The organism is Reichenbachiella sp. (assembly GCF_965223055.1).
In the GTDB taxonomy this organism is placed as follows: domain Bacteria; phylum Bacteroidota; class Bacteroidia; order Cytophagales; family Cyclobacteriaceae; genus Reichenbachiella.
In genome coordinates this window covers 685,003-710,082 of sequence record NZ_CBDCVM010000012.1, presented here as the reverse complement: position 1 = coordinate 710,082, position 25,080 = coordinate 685,003, and the positions used below count along the sequence as shown (strand labels likewise).

Sequence of the window (25,080 nt, the reverse complement as noted above, 5' to 3'; positions counted from 1 at the left end):
AGTTTTTGGTTTAGCCGCCGGATAAGGCCTGCATAATATAGATTTCGTCCGTAGGTTTTACAGTATCGCTAAGCTTGATGCGATCCTGAATCAATTCATCTCCGATAAAAATATTGACATGCTTGCGCAATTGGCCTTGCTCATCTACCACATAGTCCTTGATCCCTTTGAACTTACTTTCTAGCTGATCGAGGATTTCATTGAGGTCCAATGATTCCAGTTCTATCTCTGAAAGTTCAGGATAAAACCGTTTAAGGTTCGCGGTGAATTTGATGGTAGGCATTGTACGTTAATGTTGCTAATTGTCTGCTTCGAGTACCTCAGCATGACAATACAATTTAATAAAAGACGAATGAAAGGTGAAATTGAGGATATGATAGACGAAAAAATGACCTCAAGACATGGTATTCCTTACAGTAACAACCTAAGCCAAGTTTAGATATTTTCATTTTTTGGCTTGTTCCAAAAAACGAAACAAAAAAGAACAAGGCGATGAATAAATTTCTGAAAATCAGGTTGTTCTATATGTTGAAATGCAAACTCTCCCGATTGGCATCGTGATCAAACAATGGATTTCATTACGATATTCAATGCCTGAATTTCTTAACAAAATTTATTCAAGGCCGGAGTTAGATACTACCTCAAACTCAAATGCAGAATAGGAAACGGTTCTCCCTGGCCATCGAGGGGTGAGCGTCAGCGATTTTAAAGCCCATGTAAAGGTAGAAATCTACCGCTTGTTTGTTTTGCTCATTCACATCCACTTTAGTACAATTCAACTCTTCGATGGCGTGTAAAAGCAATGCTTTGCCGACGCCCTTTCCCCTGGCTTCCGGATGGGTAAAGAGCATTTCTATATCTACTTCATGTATCCCCAGAAAACCTAGTATTCGTCCTTCTTCTTCGATACCAAACAACTGTACCGCATCAAAATACTGATCCAAAATCAGTGGTTTTAACTCCAGGATTCTGGACTCTGGTAAAAAATCATGAGTAGCTCTGACAGAACCCTCCCACAATTCTATCATTTCCTGGTAATCGGACTTGTCTAATGGGCTAATGGTATACATGCTGCAATATTAAAAAAGATTATTTCTTTGTGAATAGCACGCTTGAACGAAATAGATCTGTAATAGCCACCTGTATGAAGATTAAAAATCCATTTGATTTGGGTAATACATAATGGATATATAACACACTATGTTGCATATTAATATGTTTCATGAAATGAGCAAACTTGCGCATTGTACCATTTTTTGGTACTTTTAAGTATGAGTAAAAACACATCCATATCGCTTGGCAACTATTTCGATGAGTTTGTTCAACATAGTATTTCAGAAGGAAGATACAAAAACGTAAGTGAAGTTATTCGAGCTGGACTTAGGTTACTCGAAGAGGAAGAAAGAAAAATCAGTGCTCTAAAGGCAGCTATACACAAAGGATTGGAAAGCCCAAGAATAGAAAACTTCGACTTTGATCAACACTTAACGTCATTGAAAGACAAGCGAGCAAAAAATGGCTAAGCTTATATTGAGACAGGAAGCCATCAATGACCTTTCTGATATTTGGGAATACACTTCTGAAACTTGGTCTGAAAATCAGGCAGATAAATACTATCAAGCAATTAAATCAGCTTGCTTAGACATTTCTAACGAACCTCACATTGGAAGGCTGTATGATGAAATTTCATCCAAGGTTTTAGGCTACAGTATTAACAAACACATTATTTTTTATCACAAGATCACAGCAGAAGAAATTGAGGTAGTGAGAATCTTACATGAAAGGATGGATTTGAAACGTCATTTGTAATAAATCCATATATCAAGACGTTCCATGAATAACGATTACACTATCTATGACTAGTCCTAAATAAGCGTTACAGATTTTAGGATAAAATATTTAGATAGCGTCGGGTTTTAACCCGATGCTATTTTTGTTTCTGTAGTTTCTGATCCTGACCTTGTCTTGCTGGTGCATAAATTCTGGTGTATTCATTCAACAACTCCAATGGATAGCATACTTTATAGCTAAGGTTTATCAGAAGGTGTATCGCGCGCTCAAAATGCCGTTGATACCTGGGGCACTAATGCCCGAGGAATATGGACGATAGTGCTTGTCTAGAATGTTCTCTAAAGCAGCAGTGGCACTCAGCCGCTCATTGATCTGATAGGAGGATCGAATATTCAAAGTGTACCAAGCCAGCGAGCCCTCAGGGGTGTAGAGATGGGTTTTGGCTTGTTCGCTAGGTGCTAAATCCTCCCAGGTTCTTTTGCCCTGGAAGTTGGAATAACCTTCCAGAGTCAACTTGTTCGTTCGATAACTCAAAGACACATTACCAAACAAAGGGTTGGTATGACGTAAGGGCACATGCTCTATTTCGTCTTCTCCATCATTGTTATTTACCCGAGCCTTAAGTACCATTCGATTCGTGAGATTGGCAGAAAGCCCAATGGAATAACCCCAAATATAAGCCTCCCCTACATTGACCAAAGCTTCTACTTCACTTACTACGTCATCGTAGATAATAGTGGATTGTCCATCGAAAGTAAAGGGTCTTCTTACCATAGCATCTCTGAGTTGCGTATAATATAAACTTCCTTCTATCGTAATTCTATCTGCAATTTTCCAATTGACTCCCGTTTCGTAATTGAGGGTATACTCAGGTGACAGGTCTTCATTGGGCACCACCACATGACCAGGCTCGGAATCGAAAACCTTTCCTACATCATCTACATTGGGTGATCGAAATCCTGTAGAAAAAATCAAATTCCACCTCAAACTGCTAACTGGACTCACAACCAAACCAACTGAGCCACTCAAAGCATCATTATTCAATTCAATCTTGTCGTAAGGAAAGTCGAAAAATGTCTTATCCTCAAACTTAGCTTGGAGATGTACAAAGGTATATCGAAGGCCTCCGGTAAATACTACCGACTCACTCAAGCGGGATTTGAAATTACTATAGGCAGCTGCAGAGGCATATGTACTACCACCATCAGGGTAGCGAGTGGATGCCGGAGACACTACCTCAGTAACTATGTCTTTTTCAAAAGCAGAAGAGGCTACATCATTGTACAATAACTCAAGGCCATAGTACAGTTCACTTTTTGTCGACAACTTTTTATCCAGGTCTATATTCAATGCATATACTTTCACTTTTTCAGTTCTGGATCTAAAAGTATTGGATTGATACTTCCTATCATTTCTACTTTCCTCTACTAATTGGTTGGAGAATATTACTTTCGCTGCATCATAAAAGGCATTAGCACTATAGTTGGTGAAGGTGAGCGCATTCAATAAGAATTGCTGAGGACCGTAGTACCATTCTGCATTTTTTAGCACTCCATTTTCATCCCTTTCTATCAATCGATCATATCGAGGAATATCTGAAGAGGTCGTAATGTAAAACGTATGCATCAATTCCGATTCCTTTGAAATTCTATAACTCAGCTTATTCATTATGTTGTACTGATGATAGCCAGAGAACCGCTGCTTGTTTACATTATCATTTTCTACAATTACATCCTGGCCTGCCATTCGTTCTATGTATTCTATTCGTTTACCAAAATCAGGGTAGTTGGAAGGACGGTTACTTCCCGCTCTCAAATCTTCATAATCGCTATAGGTCACCCCCAAAGTGTTACTCCATTTATTGTTTTGTAGATTCACATGGAAGTGGCTTGTTTTTTCAAGGTTGGCAGTGGAAAAACGCATCATCCCAACGCCATGCGCTTCCAGTGTTTTACTATCAGTATACGCGGGCCTAATGGTATGAAAATCCATCACTCCTCCCAGGGCATCACTACCATAGACTGAAGAGCCGGGCCCAAAAATGACCTCTGAACCTGACAGCAAATTTGGATCGAGCATAATGATATTTTGCAGATTGCCTCCTCTATAAATAGCATTGTTGATCCGAATGCCATCCAACATAATGAGTACCGCATTCGCCGAGAATCCACGAATCATCGGGCTTCCTCCTCCGAGCTGACTCTTTTGAATAAACACCTGCCCGGATTGCCCCAACATATCTGCGGAAGTCTGTGGATTGTTCCTTTCGATTTGCTTCGCTGAGATAGTCAGTATTTCATTCGGTACTTCTTCTCTATCTTGCTCCCATTTATTTGCAGAGATAACGACTTCGTCAATTTCAATAATTTGTTCGGTGAGGTATATGATGGTATCTGCAGTAATCCCCACAAGTAGCACAGGCTTGTAGGATGGATGATCCACAATTAGTCTTTCATTAGCCACTTTAGTCTCTAAAGTTACCCGACCTTGATCATCAGTTGTTAGGCTATTTTTTGAATTCTGGGATAAAATGGTAGCCTTTGAAATCCCAAGCTGAGTAGCCTTATCACGTACTGTGAGCTGCTGGGTATGAGCTATAAAAGCGCTTAATAAAAGTAAAATCAGCAGGGGTAATCTTGCCATCATAAATCATTGTAATTCCAGCCCGCTAAAAGCAAAAATTACGCCAAGCTTGTATCCTTATTTTTTTGAAAATTCTTCCCATCCCAATGCCCCGGCTCCAAGGACAGCGGCATTCTTATCCATAAGGGAAGACGGTAGAAGTTTTACAGTTTTTTTGAAAGGTTTGAACATGAATTTTTCCATGTAGTATAGTGCAGGGTCGAGTAAATAATCTCCGGCATTCACTAATCCTCCAAAAAGGAAAATGGCCTCTGGACTGGTATGTACGACCGTATCGGCCAATTTCTGTCCAAAAATCTGACCTGTGTATTCAAAAGCTTTGATAGCAATATAATCATGTTCCCTAGCCGCATTAGTGATCATTTCAGCTGTCATGTCATTATAACTGACATCTCTCAACACGCTTGGTCGAGTATAGTCAGCCATCATTTTGAAAACTGTTTTTTTGATGCCGGTAGCAGATACGTAGGTTTCCAGACATCCTCTGCGGCCACATCCGCAGTATCGACCATCTGGATTTACTCCAACATGACCAATCTCCCCTGCAAACCCACTGTGGCCATAAACAATTTCACCGTTGACTACGAAACCACTTCCCAGGCCAGTACCTAGAGTAAAAACGACAAAGTCCCTCATGTCTTTGGCTCCACCGAATTTCATTTCACCAATCGCGGCAGCACTGGCGTCATTAGTCAAAATGGTGGGTAAATTGAATATCTCTTGGATAAGCTTGCTCAAGGGCACATCATCTCCCCATGAAATATTAGCGGCTTGTTTGATTGTTCCATCAAAATGATTGGCATTAGGTGCACCGACTCCGATTCCTAAAACGGATTTTCCATCAAGTGCCGGAAGCACCTGTTTCTTCAATTCATCTAGAAAAATTTCAACCTTCTCATGTGCATGAGTATTAAAAGAACCTTCGCTAGTGACATTACCTTTTTTATCCACTAGACCAAATTTGGTATATGTACCTCCTATGTCAATTCCAAGAATATAATCAGCCATGTTTTTTCCTTTAAGCTCTCAAAAATAGAGTATGATAAGATGACTAGAGTCAATAAAATATACTTTTTTAACTGAAAAATGGAAGATATCGTAGAGTTGAATGACCAAACCGTTAATCCTCTATCAATTTATTTGATATAGCTAACCAACTTTGTATAAATTGTATTGAGAATTATGTCTATACTCGGTTACTCCTCATACAATTCCCCCAGGGATTTCTTCAAAAATGGCTACTTACAGACCATTATCCCTAGCCTATTCCGAAAAGTAAAAGGGGTCAAATATGATCGTGAAAGAATTGACACGCCTGATGGGGATTTTTTAGATTTAGATTGGATTCGTTCCGGATTCGAAAGATTAGTGATCATTTCTCATGGCTTAGAAGGAAATTCGAATCGCCATTATGTGAAGAGCTGCGCCAGACACTTCAACCAAAATGAATATGATGTTTTAGCGTGGAATTATAGATCATGCAGCGGTGAAATCAACAGAAACCCTCGACTATATCACCACGGAGATACGGAAGATCTCGAACAGGTCATTACGCATGCCATCGACACCCGAAAGTATAAAAAGATTGTATTGGTTGGTTTTTCCATGGGGGGCAGTACTACTTTAAAATATCTTGGAGAATATGGACCTAGCGTTCCTAAGCATGTTGTAGCTGCAGCCACTTTCTCTGTGCCTTGTAATCTTTGGGACAGTGCCCACCAGCTAACGTTCCGCGAGAACTGGTTTTTCAAGCAGCGCTTCCTCAAAAAAATGATCAAAAAGGTCAAGCAAAAACACAAACAATATCCAAAAGAAGTGAATATTGATGGTATTGATGAGATTGTTTCTTTTGGCCAATTCGATGAACGGTACACCGCACCTTTGCATGGCTTCAAAAATAGCAGGCACTTTTATCGAACGGCCACTTCGGATCTCAATTACCCAGGCATTCGATTACCTGCGCTGATAGTCAACGCAAAAAACGACCCCTTGCTCGGCGAAAAATGTTATCCATACAAAGCCTGTAAATATCATGAATACCTACATCTTGAAACTCCACGAGCAGGTGGCCATGTAGGCTTCTTTAAATTAGGTTCTAAAAATTCTTGGATGGATGAACGGGCCCTCGAGTTCGTCAAAAACTACGCCAGATTGTAATACTAATCTTCTGGTTTTGATAATTGAGCAATCTGTTTGTGCATCACCAAAAACCACAATGGCGGCACCATAGACAGCAACATCATGCCTGGATACCCTGTTGGCATTTGGGGACTAGCTTCATGATGCCTCAATATTTGATATTTCCGTACCGCCAAATAATGATGATCAGAATGTCTGGATAATTCAAAAAGGAATAATCGGCCAAGTGTATGATTCGAATTCCAAGAATGCCAGGGTTGCACTCTTTCGTATTGTCCAGAATCCTTTTGTGTACGGCTCAATCCATAATGTTCAATGTAGTTGACAGTTTCTAACTGGATGACACCGATCAGTGCTGCAGCTAAAAAACACAACATTGGCAGCCATCCAAATACCCAATATATCAGTGCCAGAAATGCCAATTGTATGAGTTGAAATCGGAGCATTTCATTTTGAATGCTGATCGGGCTTAAACCTTTCTTTTTTAATTGACTGTATTCAATCTTCCAAGCTGAAATATATCCCATGATCATTGAACGAAACCAAAAGAAAAAGACCCATTCTCCGCGTCGAGCTGAAGATGGATCTTCATGCGTTGATACATTCTTATGATGCCCCCTGTTGTGCTCTATATTAAAGTGCATATAGAGAGAGGTTAAAAGCAAGGCCTTGGCGAGGAATTGCTCGAACTTACTTTTTCTGTGACCCAACTCATGGGCTACATTAATTCCCAATGCACCACAGGTGATGCCCATGGACAATACCCTTCCGATCAACTCTACATTGGTGCTTTCTATCACTCCTATAACAGAAATGAAGTAATACAAGAGACCAAATTGCACAGGAACAACCAAATAAAGTAAATAATCATAAACCCGATCGTTGGCAACCAATTCTTCTTCTGCCTTTTTCAAATTTTCCTTGCTAGAAGAAAAGAAAAACTCAAACAACGGCAGCAGAATGTAAACCAATATCGCTGTGCCAAAAGTCCACCATCCAGAGGCATTGATAGAAAAGTAAGCTACTAAAGGAATAATAAAAACAATGGTGTACTTAAGAAATCGAATATTCATATGGCGGGTTGTGGTATGTATCACCCATAAATATAAAACTGAGTATTGAAGAATCCTATAATTCGCCGAAGGAGAACATATAAGCTACTGAAAATCCTACAACAATGTTTTTTGATGTGTTAGGCACACCTGTATCTAAGGACCCAAACTCAAGAATATCACTCAAGCTATAAGTAATGCTGGTCTCTACAAGTAGTGTTCCAAAATCGAAATCATAAAAAGTTCCTACTCCACCTCTAAAACCATAACCTAACTTATGATCTCTAGATTCGTCAAATGCATATACATTGGATTGGTAATCCGGAGTTTCACTTTGTGATGAGCTGGCTAAATATTCAAAGAAACAGCCCCCATTTGCAAAAAAGTGAAGCTTGTCCTTTCCTGTGTGGATATTCACCAACAATGGCAATTCTATATAATTTAATTCTGTATTTAAGTTTGGAGACCCATCATCAAATTCTTGAATCCATCCTTTTTGAGTGAAGTTAAGTTCGGCCTGCAAGCCAATATGATTCCGGATATAATTCATGGCAATGATGCCTCCCTGAAACCCGCCTATCATTTTAGTATTGATATCAGAACCGAAAAATGAATGAAAGAAATAGGCCGTCGACAAATTATAACCTGCCTTCAATCCTACGTAGGTTTTTCGCTGAGCATTAGCCTCTGCAACCAACAGGATACTCACAATTAGGAAAAATAAGAAAATTGATTTTTTCATTGGGATTCTTTCGAACCGCTAAATTATGAAAATGGATTGGATTTGTGAGTGGGATAAAAAAAATCCTGTCCCGATATCCTGATAATTATCGGGACAGGGAACAGGATTATTTTTTCTTTTTGGCTTTCGACTTAGCCTTAGGAGCCGGTTCGGCAGCTTTCGTTTTATGCGGTCTGCTTACACCATAAGATCCTTTACTAATCTTGCCTTTTTTTGTTTTTACATCTCCTTTACCCATGGTCTTTGTGGTTTTGTTGTAAAGGAAAAACTAAAAGAAAATTAACGGTTTACCAAATATCGACTCGTTCTTCTTCTGATCTCCACAACGAATCTCCTTCTTTTATTCCAAAAGCTTTGTAAAACTCCGTCATACTAGACACTGGACCATTCACTCTAAACTTGCCTGGTGAGTGCGTATCCTGAATTAATAATTGCTGCTCTAGCTGTGGACGATACTTACCTCTCCACAAGGTTGCCTGTGACATAAAGAACCTTTGTTCTGGAGTCATTCCATCAATATCTTCAGGACGTCCGTTCTTTTCGAAGTTCATCTGAAGCGCATCATAAGCGATTAGCATTCCTCCCAAGTCAGCGATATTCTCCCCTAATGTCAGTTTTCCATTCACATTGAGTGTGTCTTGTACTTCGAAGCCATTGTATTGTTCTACCATCACTTGCGCCCTTCTTTCGAATTCAGCGCCATCTTCTTCCGTCCACCAATCTTTCAATTCACCTTCGTGATTGTATTTTCGGCCACTGTCGTCAAATCCATGTGTGATTTCGTGACCGATCACAGCTCCTATCCCACCGTAGTTTACAGCATCGTCTGCTTTGTAATTATAGAAAGGTGGCTGAAGAATGCCAGCAGGGAAAACGATCTCGTTGGCCGGAGGATTGTAGTAAGCATTCACTACAGAAGCCGCCATATGCCACTCGTTCGGATCTATGGGTTGACCCAATTTACTCCAATTCTGTTGATTGTCAAAGGCACTTGTATTCCATCTGTTTTGAATGTAGCTATCTTTCGTCACCTCTATACTGCTATAGTCTTCCCATTCATCTGGATAACCAATTTTCACTTTTAGTTTAGTCAATTTGGTGTGTGCTTCTTTTTTAGTTGCCTCACTCATCCAGGTCAATTGATCAATACGCTTGTGCATAGCCTCTTTGATGTTGTTCACCATTTCCAAGCATTTCTCTTTTGCCTCAGGAGGGAAAACTTCATCTACATATAATTTGCTCAATGCATCTCCTAAATTATTATTGGTTGAGTTAACCATCCGTTTAGCTCTTGGCCTCATCTCTTGCTGACCCGACAATTGTTTGTTGTAGAAGTCAAATGCCGCCATCACAAAATCATTAGACAAATAAGCTGTATTAGGACTAATAAATCTCACTTTAAGATAATCCTTAATATCATCGAGTGCTGAGCTATTGATCACCTCTGACAATTGAGAAATGTATTCCAATTGATTCACATTGATCTCATTAATTTCTTCTACATTAATGCCAGCAAAAAATGAGTCCCAATTGAGCCAACTACTTTTTTCTTGCAATTCAGCAAGTGATATTTTATTGTAATTGGTTTCTGGATTTCTTCTCTCCAATCGAGTCATCGAATTGGCTGCCAGCTTGGATTCCAATGCAAAAATATTTTCAGCTTTTGCAGCTGCCTTTGCCGAATCCTCACCCACAAGGACAAATAATTTGGTCATATAGGCTTTGTATCCGGCAATGATATCCTGCCCGGTTTGATCTTCTCTGAAATAGTAATCTCTATCAGGAAGTCCTAATCCCGACTGAGTCACATTCATGATATACCTATCTGTTTGTTTATCGTCGATTCCAACAAAAACGTTAAAGAAAGGGGTGACACTAATTTTTTGTAATGAAGATAGAATATCACTAAGTTCTTCTTTCCCCTGCAACTCATCAATCTTTGCCAGCATGGGCTTAAGCGGCTCGGCACCTTGAGCTTCAATTCCTAAAGAATCCATTCCGGACGCATAGAAATTAGCAGCTTTAATTTCATTTGAGTTCTCATCGTACAATTCACCCTTAGTCGCTTCCTCAAGCACGAAGCTCAGGACTTTCTCATTGTATTCAAATAGTTCGTGAAAGCTACCCCAGGCTGATCGGTCGGAAGGTATTTCCGTTTTGTCTAACCAGCCACCATTCGCATATCTATAAAAGTCGTTGTTGGGAGCTACAGTTGTATCTCTAAGGTTAAGGTCTAGGCTTGCCACCTCAGGTTCTTCTTGAGCAGTGTCCTGAGTTGGCTCACAGCCCATCAATAAGCCCGCAGTAGCCACTGCTCCTGCAAGCATATAATTTTTGAGTTTTATCATTTTCAATTAGTTAATTAGTTCAATCCGCCAAGATAATTTAAAAAACACCTTTGTGGTAAATAAAATACATAATCGGTCTTATTCAGACATAAAAAAGCCGCCCTAATCTTCCATCAGGACGGCCATCTAACCCAAATTCTTTATTCTATTTCTTTTAGCTTTTCTTCAAGCCAATTTTATGCCCGGAGAAAGCATAGAATAATATCACTGCGTAGCAGGGCAATAATATCCAATAACTGCCAGTAGCTGCTGTGGCCGCAGCATCAGCCGCTCCTTCCGCTGTTAAAGCAGCCTTCTTTGCATCTTCAAGTGCACCATACAAGGGAGGAATAATCGCACCACCTGAAATACCCATCACTAAGAGCGCTGAAGCAGTTTTGGTAAACTTTCCTAAACCATTGAGTGCAAGTGGCCAAACTGCTGGCCAAACTAATGCATTGGCTATTCCTAAAGAGGCCACAAATAGCACAGAAGTAAAACCAGAGGTAAATAGTATACAAAAAGAGAAAACAATACCCAGGCCTGCACTGATCTTTAGTGCTGTCTCCTGACTGATATATTTCGGAATCAATACCACGCCAAGTAAATATGTCAATATCATAGCACCTAAGGTGAATGAAGTGAAAAACTCAGCATTATCTAAACCTAGTGTAATGCCATATTTGATTATCGAATCACCAGCTATGACTTCTGCACCTACATATGTAAACAATGTCAATACACCCAGCCACAAATGTGGAAATTGAAAAATACTGGTTTTGGCTTCTCCAGAATCTGATACATCCTCTGACTCCGGCGCTTCGATATCTGGTAAGGGTGCCAAATTGATCAGTACTGCTAGAAGTCCTAACACACAGGCGATCACAATGTAGGGTGTCACCACACCACTCGCCATGGTATTAAGTAAGGTTTCTTTCTCAGCCTCTCCTACTGAAGCAAGCAATTCGTTCTTTTCGTTAATTCCAGATAGTAAAAGTGTGCCTAGAATAATAGACCCTAATGCACCAGCTGCTTTATTACAAATTCCCATGATAGAGATTCGTTTTGCAGCGCTTTCCATAGGCCCTAAGATTGTGATGTATGGATTCACAGCTGTTTGCAAAAGTGTCATACCAGCCCCTTGGATAAAGATCCCTGTAAGAAACACAAAATAAGTTCTTGAAGAGGCGGCTGGAATAAATACCAACGCTCCCGCTGCCATAAGAAGTAACCCTAAAGACATTCCTTTTTTATATCCAGTTTTTTGAAGAATAAATGAGGCTGGTAATGCCATCACACAAAATGAAATATAGGAAGCTGAAGCCACCAAGAATGACTCCGCATCGGTCAATTCACAAATAGATTTCATGAAAGGTATCAAAGCACCGTTCACCCAGGTAACAAATCCTAACGTGGCAAACAATCCTGCTACTATGGCGATCGGAACGATCATACTCCCTTTTTGCTCTGACATAATCTTTCTTTAAATTATTTTAAATTATTCGGCACTTTCGTTAAAAAAATATACCGTACACTCTTTTGAGTTTGCCAATATAGCAATTATTCTAAATCGGAAAACTTTTATATTCCCTCCCATTTTATTTTTTCGCTAAAGCGTTAAGGTTAGTCTCTTAAATGCAAGCAGAGTTTTGTTTGAAATGTCAATATTGCTCGTTTCTTTGTAGCGAATTTGTGAACCAAAAAACAAATAATGATTAATACAGAAAATATCAAAATGCTGGTACTGGATGTAGATGGCACCATGACAGACGGGCGTATCAACGTCACCGAAGAGGGCCATCAGTTCAAGCAATTTCATGCCAGAGACGGACTAGGTATCCGTATGCTTATCAAGAAAGGCATAAGAGTAGGCATCGTCAGCCACAGTTTTTCGGGTGGAGCCATTCAGGCCAGAGGGAAAATGTTGGGTATCTCACATATCTATACAGGACTCGAAGAAAAGGATGTCATTCTTGCCAAATGGTGTCAGGAGCTTGATTTAGAAATGAATGAAATTGCCTTCATTGGTGATGACTTGAATGATATACCGGCCATGAAAAAAGTGGGGATTTCTGCCTGCCCTGCCAACGCTGCCGATGAAGTAATTAATTATGTAGACATGGTTTTGACTAAAGATGGTGGAGAAGGTTGTGTTCGAGAATTTATCGATAAATATATGTCTGTCAGATATACGAAAACTGCCTGATTATTAGATGATCAGTTATCTAATAATTAAAAGGCCAACATGTATCTCCAATTAATATTCAAACCTTGACCTCAACTCTGCTTTAACCTTTGGTTATGCCATATATTATCCTATTTTTGCACCAAAATTGAAATAGCATGAGCGTATTAGTAAATAAAGATTCAAAAATCATAGTTCAGGGCTTTACAGGCACTGAGGGTACCTTTCACGCAACGCAGATGATCGAGTACGGAAGTAATGTTGTAGGTGGTGTGACACCAGGTAAAGGTGGTCAAAAGCACCTAGACAAACCCGTTTTCAATACGGTAAAGGAAGCGGTAGACCAGGCCGGCGCTAATGTTTCAATTATTTTTGTTCCTCCAGCATTTGCTGCTGATGCGATTATGGAAGCAGCTGACGCTGGAATTTCAGTGATCATTACCATCACAGAGGGTATTCCAGTGAAGGACATGGTAGCTGCTAAAAAATATTTAGAAAACAAAGATGTGACTTTGATCGGACCTAACTGTCCAGGTGTAATCACTCCGGAAGAAGCTAAAGTGGGGATTATGCCAGGTTTTGTTTTCAAAAAAGGAAGAATTGGTATCGTATCTAAGTCTGGTACTTTGACTTACGAAGCTGCTGATCAAGTAGTAAAAGCTGGTTTGGGAATTTCTACTGCTATCGGTATCGGTGGTGATCCAATCATCGGCACTTCTACCAAAGCGGCTGTTGAGTTATTAATGAATGACCCTGAAACTGACGCTATCGTGATGATCGGTGAGATCGGAGGAAACTACGAAGCTGAAGCAGCCCGTTGGATCAAAGCTGGCGGCAACAAAAAACCTGTCGTAGGGTTCATTGCTGGACAAACTGCACCTAAAGGTAAAAGAATGGGACACGCCGGTGCGATCATCGGTGGAGCCGACGATACAGCAGAAGCTAAAATGAAAATTATGTCAGAATGTGGCCTACATGTAGTAAGATCTCCTGCAGACATAGGGGAAACTATTGCAAAGGCGATTGGCTAATTCTAGCTATCGAACAATAAAGTAACAAAATAGGCCTGAAAATTCAGGCCTATTTTGTTTTCATGCCTACTTTGAACATTTTTTTGCCCACAAAAGACCTCGCTACACAATATTTTTTATGAAGATAGGGGAAACCGTATTGGTGACTGTTAGCAAGTCATATTAAGTATTATTCGAGAAAGACCCGCGCCTTAGTCAAGTGTGGGTCTTTTGATTTTAATGGGTAATAAGGTAGTCTCATAAAACACAAATATAGTGCATCCATTCACCACGCCCCCCTATATAGAATATTTCAAAACCACCAATAGGGGTGCTGATATTGAGCGTTGTTTGTTTATTATATTATTCTAAGCATTCAAAAATCCGCAAACCTCTCAATTGCGGATTTTTTTATTTGGCTTTTCAAACACCCAAAAGTCTAGCTAATACGAGAATTTTCTTGCAATCGCGTTTATCTTGCGGCTCAAATACAATTTGAAGCTTTAATAATATCCATGATTACCATCATCTCTAGCACCAACCGCAAAAATTCTGTGTCAAAAAAATTGGCCCATATTTATCGGGGTATATTAAATGATAAAGGCGTAGATACAGAAATGATCTATTTGGATGAGTTGCCTGCAGATTTTACTGCCACGGCTCTTTATGATCAATCTGGAAAAAACGAGTTGTTCAACACCTTCCGAGAAAAAATGGTAAAGGCTGAAAAGATGGTATTCATTGTGCCTGAATATAATGGTTCATTTCCAGGCGTGTTGAAAGCTTTTATTGATGGACTGGCTTTTCCACATACTTTTAGAGATAAGAAAGCGGCGTTGGTAGGCATATCGTCAGGGGTACAGGGCGCTGGATTGGCCCTGAGCCACCTAACAGATATTTTCAACTATTGCGGGACGCATGTGCTTGCTCAAAAGCCCAAACTATCCCGCATAGAAGAAAATTTGACAGAAAATAATCTTTCAGAATTGTATCACAGTCTGCTCGAAGAGCAGGTGGATAAATTATTAGACTTTTAGTATTGAGTATCTAGTATTGAGACTAGTAGTAATTGTCTCAATACACATTACTAACTACTCAATACTAACCTCAATCCGGTCTATCGTGTAGAAATTTGTTGTTTCCCAATTCGCTCTCGTCGTCGAGGTTGTATTTGGACACCAGACTCTCTGAAGAAGCAGGCACATTTTTCAAATTCACCTTTTTTCGTTGATATGCAGGCACATCGAACTTCTCTTTGTAGCTATTTGCATCTACACTGTCTTCATTATTAATACCATCTAACCTTCGACGTCTCTCTTCAGATTGCTCCATTAGAAGAATCTTTTTTGAAGGAGGGTGGGCCATACCATCCAATTCTTCCAAAGGCTCATCATAAGACACTTTTTTAGATTCTTCGAAGAGTTGTCTCATTTCGATTTCGAATGGATCCTCTTCTTCTACAGTTTTTTGATCCGGTTCAGGGGCTCTCTCCGGTTTCTCGAAAGAAAATGACTTCATTTTCAATTGGAAATCCTCTTCGAATGTATCCTCCTTTATTTCCTGTGGTTCGCTAGTGAAAAGATTGGTTTGAACATCTTTATCCAAATCAAAAACCGTTCTTGAAGGTACTTCAGTGGAATGATTGGACTGGTCGGACGACATTTCAGTCTCTTCTTCTTCATTTTCAAATCCCGTGGCGATAATTGTTACTCGAATGCTATCTCCCAACTCAGTATCCACACCGTGGCCAAAGATAACCTCGGCATCATCACCAGCTAATTCTTGCATGAAATCTGTAATTTCAGTCAATTCATCCATTTGAAGCTCTGCCTGATCACCAGATATGATGGAAAGTAAAATCTTCTCAGCCCCTTCGATATTCTGATTGTTCAACAGTGGTGAATTGATCGCCTCTTCGGCCGCTCTCCTAGCCCTACTATCTCCTGAAGTCTCTGCAGATCCCATCACAGCTCCACCTGAGTCTTTCATAACTGTTTTAACATCTTCAAAATCGACGTTTACATAGCCCGGTACTGTAATAATTTCAGCTATGCCTTTAGCCGCTGTTGTCAATACATTATCCGCCTGAGCAAATGCTTGATTTACAGATAAACTTCCGAAGGCCTCAGTCAATTTATCGTTGAGGATCATAAGCACTGTGTCGCAATTGGCTTTCAGTGCATCTACACCTTCCATCGCTTGACGCATCTTTTTCTTTCCTTCAAACTTGAAAGGAACAGTAACGATACCTACGGTCAGAATGCCCAACTCCTTAGCCACTTGAGCGATGACCGGAGCTGCACCTGTTCCGGTACCACCACCCATACCAGCAGTAACGAATACCATCTTAGTATCCTCGCTGAGCATGTTTCTAATTTCTTCTTTGTTTTCAAGTGCCGCGTTTTTTCCTTGCTCAGGATTTGCGCCTGCCCCCAGACCTTCCGTCAGGTTTACTCCTATTTGGAGCTTATTTGGAATCGGACTGGTATTCAAGGCCTGTGCATCTGTGTTGCACACGATGAATTCAACACCGGTAATGCCTTGGTTATACATGTGGTTGACGGCATTACTACCGCCTCCGCCTACACCGATCACCTTGATGATCGACTTATGATGTGTAGGCAAATCAAATTTAAAACTACTTTCTGTCATGATGTGTTTTGTTTAATCTGTTTGAAATAGCCGAACCAACGGCTACCTACTGTTTTCTATTTTCTTTTCTGTTTGTCTTCACTATTTGTCATTTCGACTTTTTCTTTTCATTTCGACGAAAGGGAGAATTCTTAATGTCACTTTTTAACCTCAATGAGATTTCTCCTGCGTCGAAATGACAAAATAGACGTCACTCGACAACTGAATCAGATTCTTATTATCGAGCCGAACCGTCTTCAAAATCATCTATTAAAATGCCCTTGGTTTTCTCCAAAATCTTCTTCAAGATGTTGTCTGAGCTCCCCGCTGGCTTCTTTCTCTTGTCATAATCTTTCACCACAGAATCCTCCAGGAAGTATCTGTTGTCTCTGTCGTCCAATGCTTTGAATCCACAAAGCACCAATCCTACGGAAGTCGCAAACATTGGACTCTTGATAGTTTCTACTTTACTCTTTCCTAAATGCTCGTTAGGGAAACCTACACGTGCATCCAGTCCAGTCATGTATTCAAACAATTGTTTGATAGACACCAGCTGCGAACCACCGCCTGTAATCACTATACCTCCAGCCAGTCTGTTTTCATAACCACTAGTAATGATCTTAGTATGAACCATCTCGATAATCTCTTCCATTCTGGCTTCGATCACTCTGGCCAGATTTTTCACAGAAATCTCCTTCGGATCTCTGTTTTTCAATCCTGGAATAGAAACTACCTCGTTTTCATTGGCCATTTCGGCCAAGGCCTGACCAAACTTGGTTTTCAAGATTTCCGCCTGATGGTTCAGGACGTTACAGCCATCTTTGATGTCTGAAGTGATGATGTTGCCCCCGAATGGTATCACAGAGGTGTGACGGATAATGTTTTCGTGAAAAATGGCGATGTCTGTAGTTCCGCCTCCAATATCCACTAAGCACACGCCAGCTTCTTTCTCTTCGTCGCTCAATACCGACAAGCTTGAAGCCAATGGCTCAAGAATTAAATTATCAATCTCCAAACCAGCTCTTCGAACACACTTATTTATGTTTTGAATCGCATTGGTCTGCGCCGTGATCACGTGAAAGTCCGCTTCTAATCGAACCCCCGACATGCCTACAGGATCTTTAATTCCCTCTTCATAATCTACGATGTAGTCCTGCGGCATCACATGAATGATTTCACTCCCAGGTGGGATTACGATCTTATACATATCATTCGTGAGTCTGTTTACATCTTCGATGGTAATCTCATCATCAGACGAATGCCTGATGATCGAACCGTGATGCACAGAACTCTTGATATGCTGACCGGCGATCCCTACATTCACCACGCGAATGTCGATGCCTGATTGCTCTTCAGCTTCAGTGACGGCTTTCTTAATTGCATTAATAGTTTTATCAATGTTCGTTACAATGCCTCTGATCACTCCATCAGAGACAGCTTTTCCCATTCCTAAAACTTCGAGTTTTCCATACTCGTTTTTACGCCCAACGATAGCACAAATTTTGGTTGTACCGATGTCGAGACCTACAATGATTTCATTTGTTTCCATACCATTTATCATTTACAGACGATTTGATTCTTAAATTTGAGGTTGACCGACTCATAAGTATTCCAGCCCTTGTAGGGCAAGATTTGCTTATAAAAGGTCATTAATTTTCTAAATTTCTTTTCGATATCTTCAGGTTTACCGAAGATGATTTCTTGTTTGGTCACTTGTGGCTCCAACACGACTTCTTGATTCTTTTCTACTCTGATAGCCGATATCTGCGCACTCCAAAATTCATCCTGACTGATGAACTTCAGCAGTTCATATATTTCCAATCCTTGTTGAGAGTTTTTGACATTACCTTCATTGATCCAGTTGTCTTTGGCCAAATGCATCAATACCACTCGAGCGGTGTAGTGATCAGACTCTGGTAAAATATCGCCTTCCACACCGATGTAATAATCCGGACCATTATTTACTATAACCCGAGCAATCGGACGATTTTGAGTAACCTCAATGGACATGTTGCCTTCTAGGTCAATATATGCTTGAGCATCATTCACAAATTGATGAGATTCAATTCGATTCTCTAATTCCTTAAGATTGAGGCTTCCAAAGTCGCTACTCAACAAGTAATCTTCGCCTCGATCATTGATCAAACTCAATACATCTTCCTGATTGATGAAATAGTTTTCAAACTGATTATCAATCAAAATATGCACATCATTGATGTAGCGATCGTTTTGACGAGAATTGGTAAACCCAATAATGATGGCCAAACCGAACAGCACCAAACCAATCTTAAAAGTCTTCCATATGTGAATCAGCCATTTCATTTATTTTCCAATAGGTGTTTAATCGGTGAAACCAGCGTATCTATATTTCCTGCACCTATAGTCAATATAACCTCCGGTGTATTTTCTTCGAAATGACCTAATACATCATCTTTAACATATCTTTTGACATTTTTCAAAGTCATTTTTTCTTTAATTAAATCAGAAGAGACTCCCTCAATTGGTAACTCTCTAGCTGGGTAGATGTCCAGCAAAATCACTTCATCGGCCATAGAAAGGCTATCCGCAAAACCGTCAACAAAATCTCGTGTTCGAGTGAATAAATGAGGCTGAAAAACAGCTGTAATCTTTTTGTTAGGGTAAAGCGCTTTGACTGACTCAAGTAGTGCTTTAATCTCTTCTGGATGATGGGCGTAGTCATCTATAAATATGAGATCCGTAGTGTTAATGATGTACTCAAATCGACGCTTGACACCACGGTAAGAATTCAGCCCATTCACTAAAGCGTCATTGTTATCAATAGTTTGACTCACAGAGGCCAGTGCTGCAATCGCATTAGACACGTTGTGATAACCAGGCAGCGCCAGTTCAAAACCTTGAATGCTTCTTTCCTCACTTTTGTATGTGAAATTGAATTTGGCCTCCGCTACTTTTAAATGGTCGACTGTGATATCGCCACCATTCAATCCATAAGTTTCAACCCCAATGTTTCCATTGGGATTGAGTTCCAATTCGTGTGCTACCTTTTCCTCAATAAATAGCTTTCCATTGGCTTTAATGTTTTTAATGAAATCATTGAATGAGTCTTTCAATGATTGTTTAGATCCATAGATGTCCAGATGATCTGCGTCGGTGGCGGTGATAATAGCCACATCGGGATGAAGAGTGAGAAACGAACGATCAAATTCATCAGCTTCTACTACCATCACTTCGTTGTTAGTTCCAATCAGCAGATTCGAATCATAGTTGGTCATGATACCTCCCACAAACGCCGAGCAATCCACACCAGCAGATTTGAGCAAGTGAGCGATCATGGATGAAGTAGTGGTCTTGCCGTGGGTACCTGCTACAGCAATCGTAAACTTCGACTCCGTGAGCATGCCTAAAACCTGAGACCTTTTATACAGCTCATATCCATTTTCAATGAAATACTGATATTCACTTAAGTCTTTGGGCACGGCTGGAGTATAAATGATTAGAGCTCCCGCCTTCTCATTTTTCACCTTTTCAGGAATGAGATTAACATTGTCTTCAAAATGAATGGCGATGCCTTCTTCAATGAGCTTTTCAGTTAAAGCCGTTGAAGTTTTGTCGTAACCTGTCACGGTGTAGCCATTAGCATGGAACCATCGCGCTAGGGCGCTCATGCCGATTCCCCCAATCCCAATAAAATAGACGCTATGTATATGCTCTAGCTTCATTGGATCATGGTTATGATTTCGTGAGCAATATCTTTAGCCGCATTGGGCTTAGCCATTTCTTTGATGTTGGCACTTAAGTTCTTTTGTTGCTGCTCGTTACTCAGCAACTTTAGCGTTTCATCGATCAGATGTTCACCAGCATCTTCATCGTGGATCATTTCAGCAGCTTCTCTGCTTACAAGGGCCAAAGCATTTTTGGTTTGATGATCTTCAGATACATTCGGTGACGGAACAAAAAGTACTGGTTTGCCCACCAGACAAAGTTCTGAGATAGACAAAGCTCCAGCTCTGGAAATCACTACATCAGCAGCTCCATAAGCACGATCCATTTCTTTTATAAATGGTACAACTCTTAGCTTCTCAGAATCGATATGAGCAGTACGCTCCTTCATCTCTTCAATGTAAAATTTACCCGTTTGCCATAGCACTTGTACATCTGCAGCTAGCAGTTTTTCAACTCCATCGGCCAAAGTATTGTTGATTGTACGCGCACCTAGGCTTCCACCAATAATGAGTACAGTTTTCTTATCACTTCTAAAACCAAAATGTGAGAGTCCTTCCAGCCTCACCTGATCAGCATTCATGATATCTGTACGTACTGGGTTTCCAGTTTCAATGATCTTTTTCTTATCAAAAAAGCGTTCCATTTCAGGATAAGCGACGCAAATCTTGTTGGCCTGCCCGGCCAATAATTTGTTTGTAATTCCTGGATAGGAATTTTGCTCTTGAATCAAGGTTGGAATTCCTTTTTTATTGGCAGCAAAAAGTAAAGGCCCACTGGCATAGCCACCTACACCTACCACTACATCTGGTTTGAATTTACTTAGCAGTGCAAAAGACTTCCACACACTAGAAATTACTTTGAAAGGAAAGGATAGATTACTAAGAGAAAGGCTTCTTTGCAATCCACTAATCCATAGACCTACAATATCATAACCAGCCTCAGGCACCTTCTCCATTTCCATACGCCCCTTAGCTCCTACGAAAAGAATTTCCGTATCCAAATGGATTTCTTTAAAGGCATGAGCAATCGCTATCGCAGGATAAATATGTCCTCCGGTTCCTCCTCCACTGATCATCAAACGATATGTTTTCTGCTCCTTCATTTATGCGTATGCTGCTTCTGAATCTTTTCTATATTCGTTGGAACCAGACGTTCCCATTTCTTCTATTTCTCCTCGACTTACACTCAAAATGATGCCGATGGCAACACCCACAAACAATTGAGAGGTACCACCCATACTCACAAGTGGTAAAGTCAAACCAGTAATGGGCACTAATCCCACGGCTACGGCCATATTGACCAAAGCCTGCATGACCAAGGCAAAACTGAGCCCTGCAGAAAGTAATCCTCCATAAGTTCGTTCGCTGGTAGCCACTACACGTGTGCCACGATATAGCAAGGCGAGATATAAAAAGAGCACCACTACTCCACCTACCAGACCATATTCTTCGATTATAATCGCATAGATAAAATCTGAATAAGGATGTGGTAAAAAGTTCTTTTGTTGGCTTTTGCCTGGTGCAAAACGCACTGTTCCTCCGTTCGCAATGGCGATAAAAGACTGCTCCGCCTGAAACGGAATGTCATCATCCGACATGAATGATTCAATCCTACTGATGGCTGTACCGGCGCGCTGCCCAATGGCTAAAGCGGCTGCACCTGCTATGGCTCCAACTAAAACCAACATGGCCAAATATTTGACAGGCACCCGACCAATGAACATGACGACCATACAAGTCACAAAAATTAACGCTGCACTTGAAAGATTGGTCATAGCGATCAAACCACAGATTAAACCAATCCACAACAACATAGGAATTAACGATTCCTTGATGTTATCAATATTTTCTTGTCGCTTGGCCAGCATAGAGGCTAGCGTTACAATTAGTGCAAAATTGGCTAGATCCGAAGGCTGAAAAGCCTGATTGATAAATGGCACGGTAATCCATCGAGAGGCCTCATTGATATTCACCCCGAATTTCCAAGTAATGAAAAGTAAAGGCACAGAAATGTACAATGCTAGTTTTGAAAGCTTGGCGTAGTACCTATAATCAATTTTGTGCGCCACCCACATTGCAAACCAACTCAAAAGCACCAGTGAAGTGTGCTTAAATAGATAATGTTCGGTATTGCCCTCCATTTGGTTGTAAGCCAAAGTACCCGTGGCACTATACACCACCAAAATACTGAGCGCAGACAAGGCGATGACTATGAACCAAATCACTGGATCTCCATGCAGGTTTCTATGTGTCCAATCTCTGATCATGCTTTGATTACCTCCTTATTCTTTTTCAACTTCAATACTTCTTCTCTATATGCATCTCCACGGTGCTCATAGCTATTGAATAAATCGAAGCTTGCACAGGCCGGTGACAACAACACCACTTCTCCTGGTTGAGCCAACTCATTCGCACGAGTAACAGCTTCTTCAGCGCTTTTTACTTCTATCAGAATAGTGACGTCGTTTTTAAACTCGTCAATCAAATGCTTATTATCATTACCTAAGCAGATCAAGGTGTTTACTTTGTTTTTGACCAATGCCTTGATCTGAGCATAATCATTGCCCTTATTCACTCCGCCAGCTATCCAAACGACCGGCTTGGTCATGGCATCAAGTGCGTAGTAGACAGCATCCACATTGGTAGCTTTTGAATCATTGATATATGGGATATCCTGAACATAGCCAACCAACTCCATACGATGTGGTGCATTTTGGAAAGTCGACAACCCTCTCATGATGTCTCCGAATGCTACATCCAGTTGGATCGCAGACAAAATAGCTGCCATCTGATTGTATTGATTGTGTCGTCCTAAGAGCGGCAAATCCTCGATGGGCACAATTTGAATGAGTTTTTCGCAATCGAAAATCAAATAGCCTTCGAGGAAATATGCTCCGTTACTGGTTTTTGATCTAGTGGTAATTTGAATTTTGTCGAAAGGCAAATCATTACGATCCACCCTTTTGGTAATCATCTCATCATCTGCGTTGAAGATGAAGTGACTGCCCTTTTTCATATTTTGTACGAGTCTCCATTTGGCATCAGCATACAACTCCATGTCATGATCGTATCGATCCAGATGGTCAGGTGTAATGTTCAATATCACGGCGATATCCGGTTTAAAATCGATCACTCCATCCAACTGGAAACTGCTTAATTCCAAAACGATTACCTCTGGAGTATCGTCAATTAGTAAGTCTGAAAAACTGTTTCCTACGTTGCCAGCACTTGCTACATTCAACCCTGCTTCTTTTAGAATATGCGTGGTTAGCAAGGTTGTCGTGGTCTTGCCATTAGACCCTGTAATTCCGATAATCTTAGCGTCGGTATATCTACTTGCAAACTCTATTTCGGAGATAATTGTCTTACCTGCCTTTTTTAGTTCTACAATAACTGTAGCTGTATCGGGAATTCCCGGACTTTTGATGATTTCATCGTATTTCAGCAATTTATCAAGGGTATGAACACCTTCTTCACAACTCGCCCCCATTGATTCGATCAATCGCTGCTTGTGTACCGGAATAGTCTTCGAATCTGAAAGGAATGCTTTCAAACCATGCTTCACGGCTAGACGCAACGCTCCCATGCCGCTTTCGCCGCTGCCTAAAATTGCTACACTATGGTTTTTATTGCCTTTCAATTATCTCAGTTTCAATGTCACTAGTGTGAGAATGGCCAACAGAATCCCTGTTGTCCAGAATCGGGTAACGATTTTGGTTTCGTGCACACCTTTTTTCTGATAATGATGATGGAGTGGAGACATTAAGAATACTCTTCTGCCTTCTCCGTATTTCTTTTTTGTGTATTTGAAATAGCTCACCTGAATGATTACAGATAAGTTTTCAATGACGAAGATTCCGCACAGGACTGGAATCAATAACTCTTTTCTAACCACCAAGGCCAACACGGCAATCACTCCTCCAATAGATAAACTGCCGGTATCCCCCATGAAGACTTGCGCTGGGTAGGAGTTGTACCATAGAAAACCGATACAAGCACCAACAAACGCCGTACAGAATATCACCAATTCACCAGAACCGGGGATGTACATGATGTTTAGATATTCGGCAAAAATGAGGTTACCCGATACGTAAGCTAGAATCGCTAGTGTAATTCCAATAATCGCTGATGTTCCTGCTGCTAGTCCATCCAATCCATCGGTAATATTGGCTCCATTGGACACGGAAGTGACAATAAAAATGACAGCAAGGATGTACAAAATATTGGTGTAATCTTCCAAGAAGTCCGGCAACAACCACTTGTAATTGAATTCATTGTTTTTGACAAATGGTATAGTGGTGATGGTACTCTTTACGTCCTGATAATCTTGAGACTCGACAATTGCCGTTTCCACCGTCTGATCTGAACCGCTAAAATCGCGAACGACAATATCCTGATGAGAAACCATGACAATTCCCACAATCAATCCTATGCCAACTTGGCCTACGATTTTAAATTTCCCGGAAAGGCCTTCTTTGTTTTTCTTTTTGATCTTCAGATAATCATCCAGGAAACCAATCAAACCCATCCATAATGTGGTTACGAGTAAAAGAATGACATATATGTTGTCAAGTTTTGCCACTAACAAAGTAGGGATCACAATGGCGCTAATGATTATAATTCCACCCATGGTCGGGGTGCCTTTTTTCTCCATTTGCCCTTCCAAGCCTAAATCTCTAATAGACTCTCCCATTTGCTGCTTTTGAAGCAACTTGATGAAGTGCTTTCCAAAGAAAATGGTAATCAGAAGCGACAGGGCAATACCAACACCTGCACGGAAGGAAATGTATTGGAATACACCTGCTCCAGCGAGATTAAATTGTTGATCTAGATATTCAAATAAGTAATACAGCATC

General features: G+C 40.5%; 23 protein-coding genes. 6 read left to right on the top strand and 17 right to left on the bottom strand.

Annotation, left to right across the window (positions count from 1 at the left end):
* Positions 1 to 10: 10 nt before the first annotated feature.
* A complete protein-coding gene (locus ACOQO5_RS18455) occupies positions 11 to 283 on the bottom strand; it encodes a MoaD/ThiS family protein (RefSeq protein ID WP_420583162.1) in 273 nt (90 codons plus the stop codon).
* 364 nt (positions 284 to 647) lie between these two features.
* Complete coding sequence (locus ACOQO5_RS18450; RefSeq protein WP_420583161.1) at positions 648 to 1,070, bottom strand: GNAT family N-acetyltransferase; 423 nt, start codon at positions 1,068 to 1,070, stop codon at positions 648 to 650.
* Positions 1,071 to 1,271: 201 nt separating this feature from the next.
* Between ACOQO5_RS18450 and ACOQO5_RS18445 the strand changes: the two genes are divergently transcribed.
* Together ACOQO5_RS18445 and ACOQO5_RS18440 are read left to right on the top strand one after the other, a co-directional pair.
* Entirely contained in the window at positions 1,272 to 1,523 is a 252-nt protein-coding gene (locus tag ACOQO5_RS18445; protein WP_420583160.1) for a type II toxin-antitoxin system ParD family antitoxin, read from the top strand.
* Positions 1,516 to 1,809 (top strand): type II toxin-antitoxin system RelE/ParE family toxin, encoded by a 294-nt coding sequence (locus ACOQO5_RS18440; protein WP_420583159.1) that lies wholly within the window; start codon positions 1,516 to 1,518, stop codon positions 1,807 to 1,809. Before ACOQO5_RS18445 ends, ACOQO5_RS18440 begins: the two co-directional genes overlap by 8 nt.
* A gap of 228 nt (positions 1,810 to 2,037) precedes the next feature.
* Here the strand turns inward: ACOQO5_RS18440 and ACOQO5_RS18435 are convergent, their stop codons facing one another.
* Together ACOQO5_RS18435 and ACOQO5_RS18430 are read right to left on the bottom strand one after the other, a co-directional pair.
* The gene (locus ACOQO5_RS18435; RefSeq protein WP_420583158.1) at positions 2,038 to 4,437 is read right to left on the bottom strand and encodes a TonB-dependent receptor; all 2,400 of its coding nucleotides are present in this window, start codon (positions 4,435 to 4,437) and stop codon (positions 2,038 to 2,040) included.
* 54 nt (positions 4,438 to 4,491) lie between these two features.
* Positions 4,492 to 5,442 (bottom strand): ROK family protein, encoded by a 951-nt coding sequence (locus tag ACOQO5_RS18430; RefSeq protein ID WP_420583157.1) that lies wholly within the window; start codon positions 5,440 to 5,442, stop codon positions 4,492 to 4,494.
* A 174-nt stretch (positions 5,443 to 5,616) separates the two neighbouring features.
* Here ACOQO5_RS18430 and ACOQO5_RS18425 point away from each other — a divergent pair, with 174 nt between their 5' ends.
* Positions 5,617 to 6,591, top strand: a complete 975-nt coding sequence (locus ACOQO5_RS18425; RefSeq protein ID WP_420583156.1) for a YheT family hydrolase — start codon at positions 5,617 to 5,619, stop codon at positions 6,589 to 6,591.
* A gap of 2 nt (positions 6,592 to 6,593) precedes the next feature.
* Here the strand turns inward: ACOQO5_RS18425 and ACOQO5_RS18420 are convergent, their stop codons facing one another.
* The 5 genes from ACOQO5_RS18420 to ACOQO5_RS18400 all read right to left on the bottom strand — a co-directional run bounded on the left by ACOQO5_RS18420 (position 6,594) and on the right by ACOQO5_RS18400 (position 12,168).
* A complete protein-coding gene (locus tag ACOQO5_RS18420) occupies positions 6,594 to 7,646 on the bottom strand; it encodes an alkane 1-monooxygenase (protein WP_420583155.1) in 1,053 nt (350 codons plus the stop codon).
* 55 nt (positions 7,647 to 7,701) lie between these two features.
* Entirely contained in the window at positions 7,702 to 8,367 is a 666-nt protein-coding gene (locus ACOQO5_RS18415; protein ID WP_420583154.1) for a porin family protein, read from the bottom strand.
* A 106-nt stretch (positions 8,368 to 8,473) separates the two neighbouring features.
* On the bottom strand, positions 8,474 to 8,605 hold the full coding sequence (locus ACOQO5_RS18410; protein WP_420583153.1) for a 30S ribosomal protein THX: 132 nt from the start codon (positions 8,603 to 8,605) through the stop codon (positions 8,474 to 8,476).
* A 49-nt stretch (positions 8,606 to 8,654) separates the two neighbouring features.
* Positions 8,655 to 10,715, bottom strand: coding sequence for a M13 family metallopeptidase (locus ACOQO5_RS18405; RefSeq protein WP_420583152.1), 2,061 nt, complete (start codon positions 10,713 to 10,715; stop codon positions 8,655 to 8,657).
* A 154-nt stretch (positions 10,716 to 10,869) separates the two neighbouring features.
* Positions 10,870 to 12,168 carry a sugar MFS transporter gene (locus ACOQO5_RS18400; protein ID WP_420583151.1) on the bottom strand — a complete coding sequence of 433 codons (1,299 nt, stop codon included), beginning with the start codon at positions 12,166 to 12,168 and terminating at the stop codon, positions 10,870 to 10,872.
* Positions 12,169 to 12,405: 237 nt separating this feature from the next.
* On the opposite strand from ACOQO5_RS18400, the gene ACOQO5_RS18395 reads away from it, so the two are divergent.
* From ACOQO5_RS18395 to ACOQO5_RS18385, 3 genes are all read left to right on the top strand, one after another.
* Positions 12,406 to 12,900, top strand: coding sequence for a KdsC family phosphatase (locus ACOQO5_RS18395; protein WP_420583150.1), 495 nt, complete (start codon positions 12,406 to 12,408; stop codon positions 12,898 to 12,900).
* 137 nt (positions 12,901 to 13,037) lie between these two features.
* A complete protein-coding gene (gene sucD / locus ACOQO5_RS18390) occupies positions 13,038 to 13,910 on the top strand; it encodes a succinate--CoA ligase subunit alpha (RefSeq protein WP_420583149.1) in 873 nt (290 codons plus the stop codon).
* Between the two features lie 494 nt (positions 13,911 to 14,404).
* A complete protein-coding gene (locus ACOQO5_RS18385) occupies positions 14,405 to 14,926 on the top strand; it encodes an NADPH-dependent FMN reductase (RefSeq protein ID WP_420583148.1) in 522 nt (173 codons plus the stop codon).
* 70 nt (positions 14,927 to 14,996) lie between these two features.
* On the opposite strand, the gene ftsZ is transcribed toward ACOQO5_RS18385, so the two are convergent.
* The 8 genes from ftsZ to mraY form a co-directional block, all read right to left on the bottom strand.
* Positions 14,997 to 16,541, bottom strand: a complete 1,545-nt coding sequence (gene ftsZ, locus ACOQO5_RS18380) for a cell division protein FtsZ (RefSeq protein ID WP_420583147.1) — start codon at positions 16,539 to 16,541, stop codon at positions 14,997 to 14,999.
* Positions 16,542 to 16,758: 217 nt separating this feature from the next.
* Positions 16,759 to 18,069 (bottom strand): cell division protein FtsA, encoded by a 1,311-nt coding sequence (gene ftsA / locus ACOQO5_RS18375; protein WP_420583146.1) that lies wholly within the window; start codon positions 18,067 to 18,069, stop codon positions 16,759 to 16,761.
* An 8-nt stretch (positions 18,070 to 18,077) separates the two neighbouring features.
* Positions 18,078 to 18,842 (bottom strand): cell division protein FtsQ/DivIB, encoded by a 765-nt coding sequence (locus tag ACOQO5_RS18370; protein ID WP_420583145.1) that lies wholly within the window; start codon positions 18,840 to 18,842, stop codon positions 18,078 to 18,080.
* Positions 18,839 to 20,221, bottom strand: a complete 1,383-nt coding sequence (gene murC / locus ACOQO5_RS18365) for a UDP-N-acetylmuramate--L-alanine ligase (protein WP_420583144.1) — start codon at positions 20,219 to 20,221, stop codon at positions 18,839 to 18,841. The genes ACOQO5_RS18370 and murC overlap by 4 nt, the downstream gene beginning before the upstream one ends.
* Entirely contained in the window at positions 20,218 to 21,327 is a 1,110-nt protein-coding gene (murG, locus tag ACOQO5_RS18360) for an undecaprenyldiphospho-muramoylpentapeptide beta-N-acetylglucosaminyltransferase (protein WP_420583143.1), read from the bottom strand. Before murG ends, murC begins: the two co-directional genes overlap by 4 nt.
* Positions 21,328 to 22,491, bottom strand: a complete 1,164-nt coding sequence (locus ACOQO5_RS18355) for an FtsW/RodA/SpoVE family cell cycle protein (RefSeq protein ID WP_420583142.1) — start codon at positions 22,489 to 22,491, stop codon at positions 21,328 to 21,330.
* Positions 22,488 to 23,864, bottom strand: coding sequence for a UDP-N-acetylmuramoyl-L-alanine--D-glutamate ligase (gene murD / locus ACOQO5_RS18350; RefSeq protein ID WP_420583141.1), 1,377 nt, complete (start codon positions 23,862 to 23,864; stop codon positions 22,488 to 22,490). The genes ACOQO5_RS18355 and murD overlap by 4 nt, the downstream gene beginning before the upstream one ends.
* On the bottom strand, positions 23,865 to 25,079 hold the full coding sequence (gene mraY / locus ACOQO5_RS18345) for a phospho-N-acetylmuramoyl-pentapeptide-transferase (RefSeq protein ID WP_420583140.1): 1,215 nt from the start codon (positions 25,077 to 25,079) through the stop codon (positions 23,865 to 23,867).
* Position 25,080 lies beyond the last annotated feature (1 nt).

Bases quoted from the DNA above. Each gene is read 5' to 3' on its own strand.
- ACOQO5_RS18455 (WP_420583162.1), bottom strand. From the start codon at position 283: ATGCCTACCATCAAATTCACCGCGAACCTTAAACGGTTTTATCCTGAA.
- ACOQO5_RS18450 (WP_420583161.1), bottom strand. From the start codon at position 1,070: ATGTATACCATTAGCCCATTAGACAAGTCCGATTACCAGGAAATGATA.
- ACOQO5_RS18445 (WP_420583160.1), top strand. From the start codon at position 1,272: ATGAGTAAAAACACATCCATATCGCTTGGCAACTATTTCGATGAGTTT.
- ACOQO5_RS18440 (WP_420583159.1), top strand. From the start codon at position 1,516: ATGGCTAAGCTTATATTGAGACAGGAAGCCATCAATGACCTTTCTGAT.
- ACOQO5_RS18435 (WP_420583158.1), bottom strand. From the start codon at position 4,437: ATGATGGCAAGATTACCCCTGCTGATTTTACTTTTATTAAGCGCTTTT.
- ACOQO5_RS18430 (WP_420583157.1), bottom strand. From the start codon at position 5,442: ATGGCTGATTATATTCTTGGAATTGACATAGGAGGTACATATACCAAA.
- ACOQO5_RS18425 (WP_420583156.1), top strand. From the start codon at position 5,617: ATGTCTATACTCGGTTACTCCTCATACAATTCCCCCAGGGATTTCTTC.
- ACOQO5_RS18420 (WP_420583155.1), bottom strand. From the start codon at position 7,646: ATGAATATTCGATTTCTTAAGTACACCATTGTTTTTATTATTCCTTTA.
- ACOQO5_RS18415 (WP_420583154.1), bottom strand. From the start codon at position 8,367: ATGAAAAAATCAATTTTCTTATTTTTCCTAATTGTGAGTATCCTGTTG.
- ACOQO5_RS18410 (WP_420583153.1), bottom strand. From the start codon at position 8,605: ATGGGTAAAGGAGATGTAAAAACAAAAAAAGGCAAGATTAGTAAAGGA.
- ACOQO5_RS18405 (WP_420583152.1), bottom strand. From the start codon at position 10,715: ATGATAAAACTCAAAAATTATATGCTTGCAGGAGCAGTGGCTACTGCG.
- ACOQO5_RS18400 (WP_420583151.1), bottom strand. From the start codon at position 12,168: ATGTCAGAGCAAAAAGGGAGTATGATCGTTCCGATCGCCATAGTAGCA.
- ACOQO5_RS18395 (WP_420583150.1), top strand. From the start codon at position 12,406: ATGATTAATACAGAAAATATCAAAATGCTGGTACTGGATGTAGATGGC.
- sucD (WP_420583149.1), top strand. From the start codon at position 13,038: ATGAGCGTATTAGTAAATAAAGATTCAAAAATCATAGTTCAGGGCTTT.
- ACOQO5_RS18385 (WP_420583148.1), top strand. From the start codon at position 14,405: ATGATTACCATCATCTCTAGCACCAACCGCAAAAATTCTGTGTCAAAA.
- ftsZ (WP_420583147.1), bottom strand. From the start codon at position 16,541: ATGACAGAAAGTAGTTTTAAATTTGATTTGCCTACACATCATAAGTCG.
- ftsA (WP_420583146.1), bottom strand. From the start codon at position 18,069: ATGGAAACAAATGAAATCATTGTAGGTCTCGACATCGGTACAACCAAA.
- ACOQO5_RS18370 (WP_420583145.1), bottom strand. From the start codon at position 18,842: ATGAAATGGCTGATTCACATATGGAAGACTTTTAAGATTGGTTTGGTG.
- murC (WP_420583144.1), bottom strand. From the start codon at position 20,221: ATGAAGCTAGAGCATATACATAGCGTCTATTTTATTGGGATTGGGGGA.
- murG (WP_420583143.1), bottom strand. From the start codon at position 21,327: ATGAAGGAGCAGAAAACATATCGTTTGATGATCAGTGGAGGAGGAACC.
- ACOQO5_RS18355 (WP_420583142.1), bottom strand. From the start codon at position 22,491: ATGATCAGAGATTGGACACATAGAAACCTGCATGGAGATCCAGTGATT.
- mraY (WP_420583140.1), bottom strand. From the start codon at position 25,079: ATGCTGTATTACTTATTTGAATATCTAGATCAACAATTTAATCTCGCT.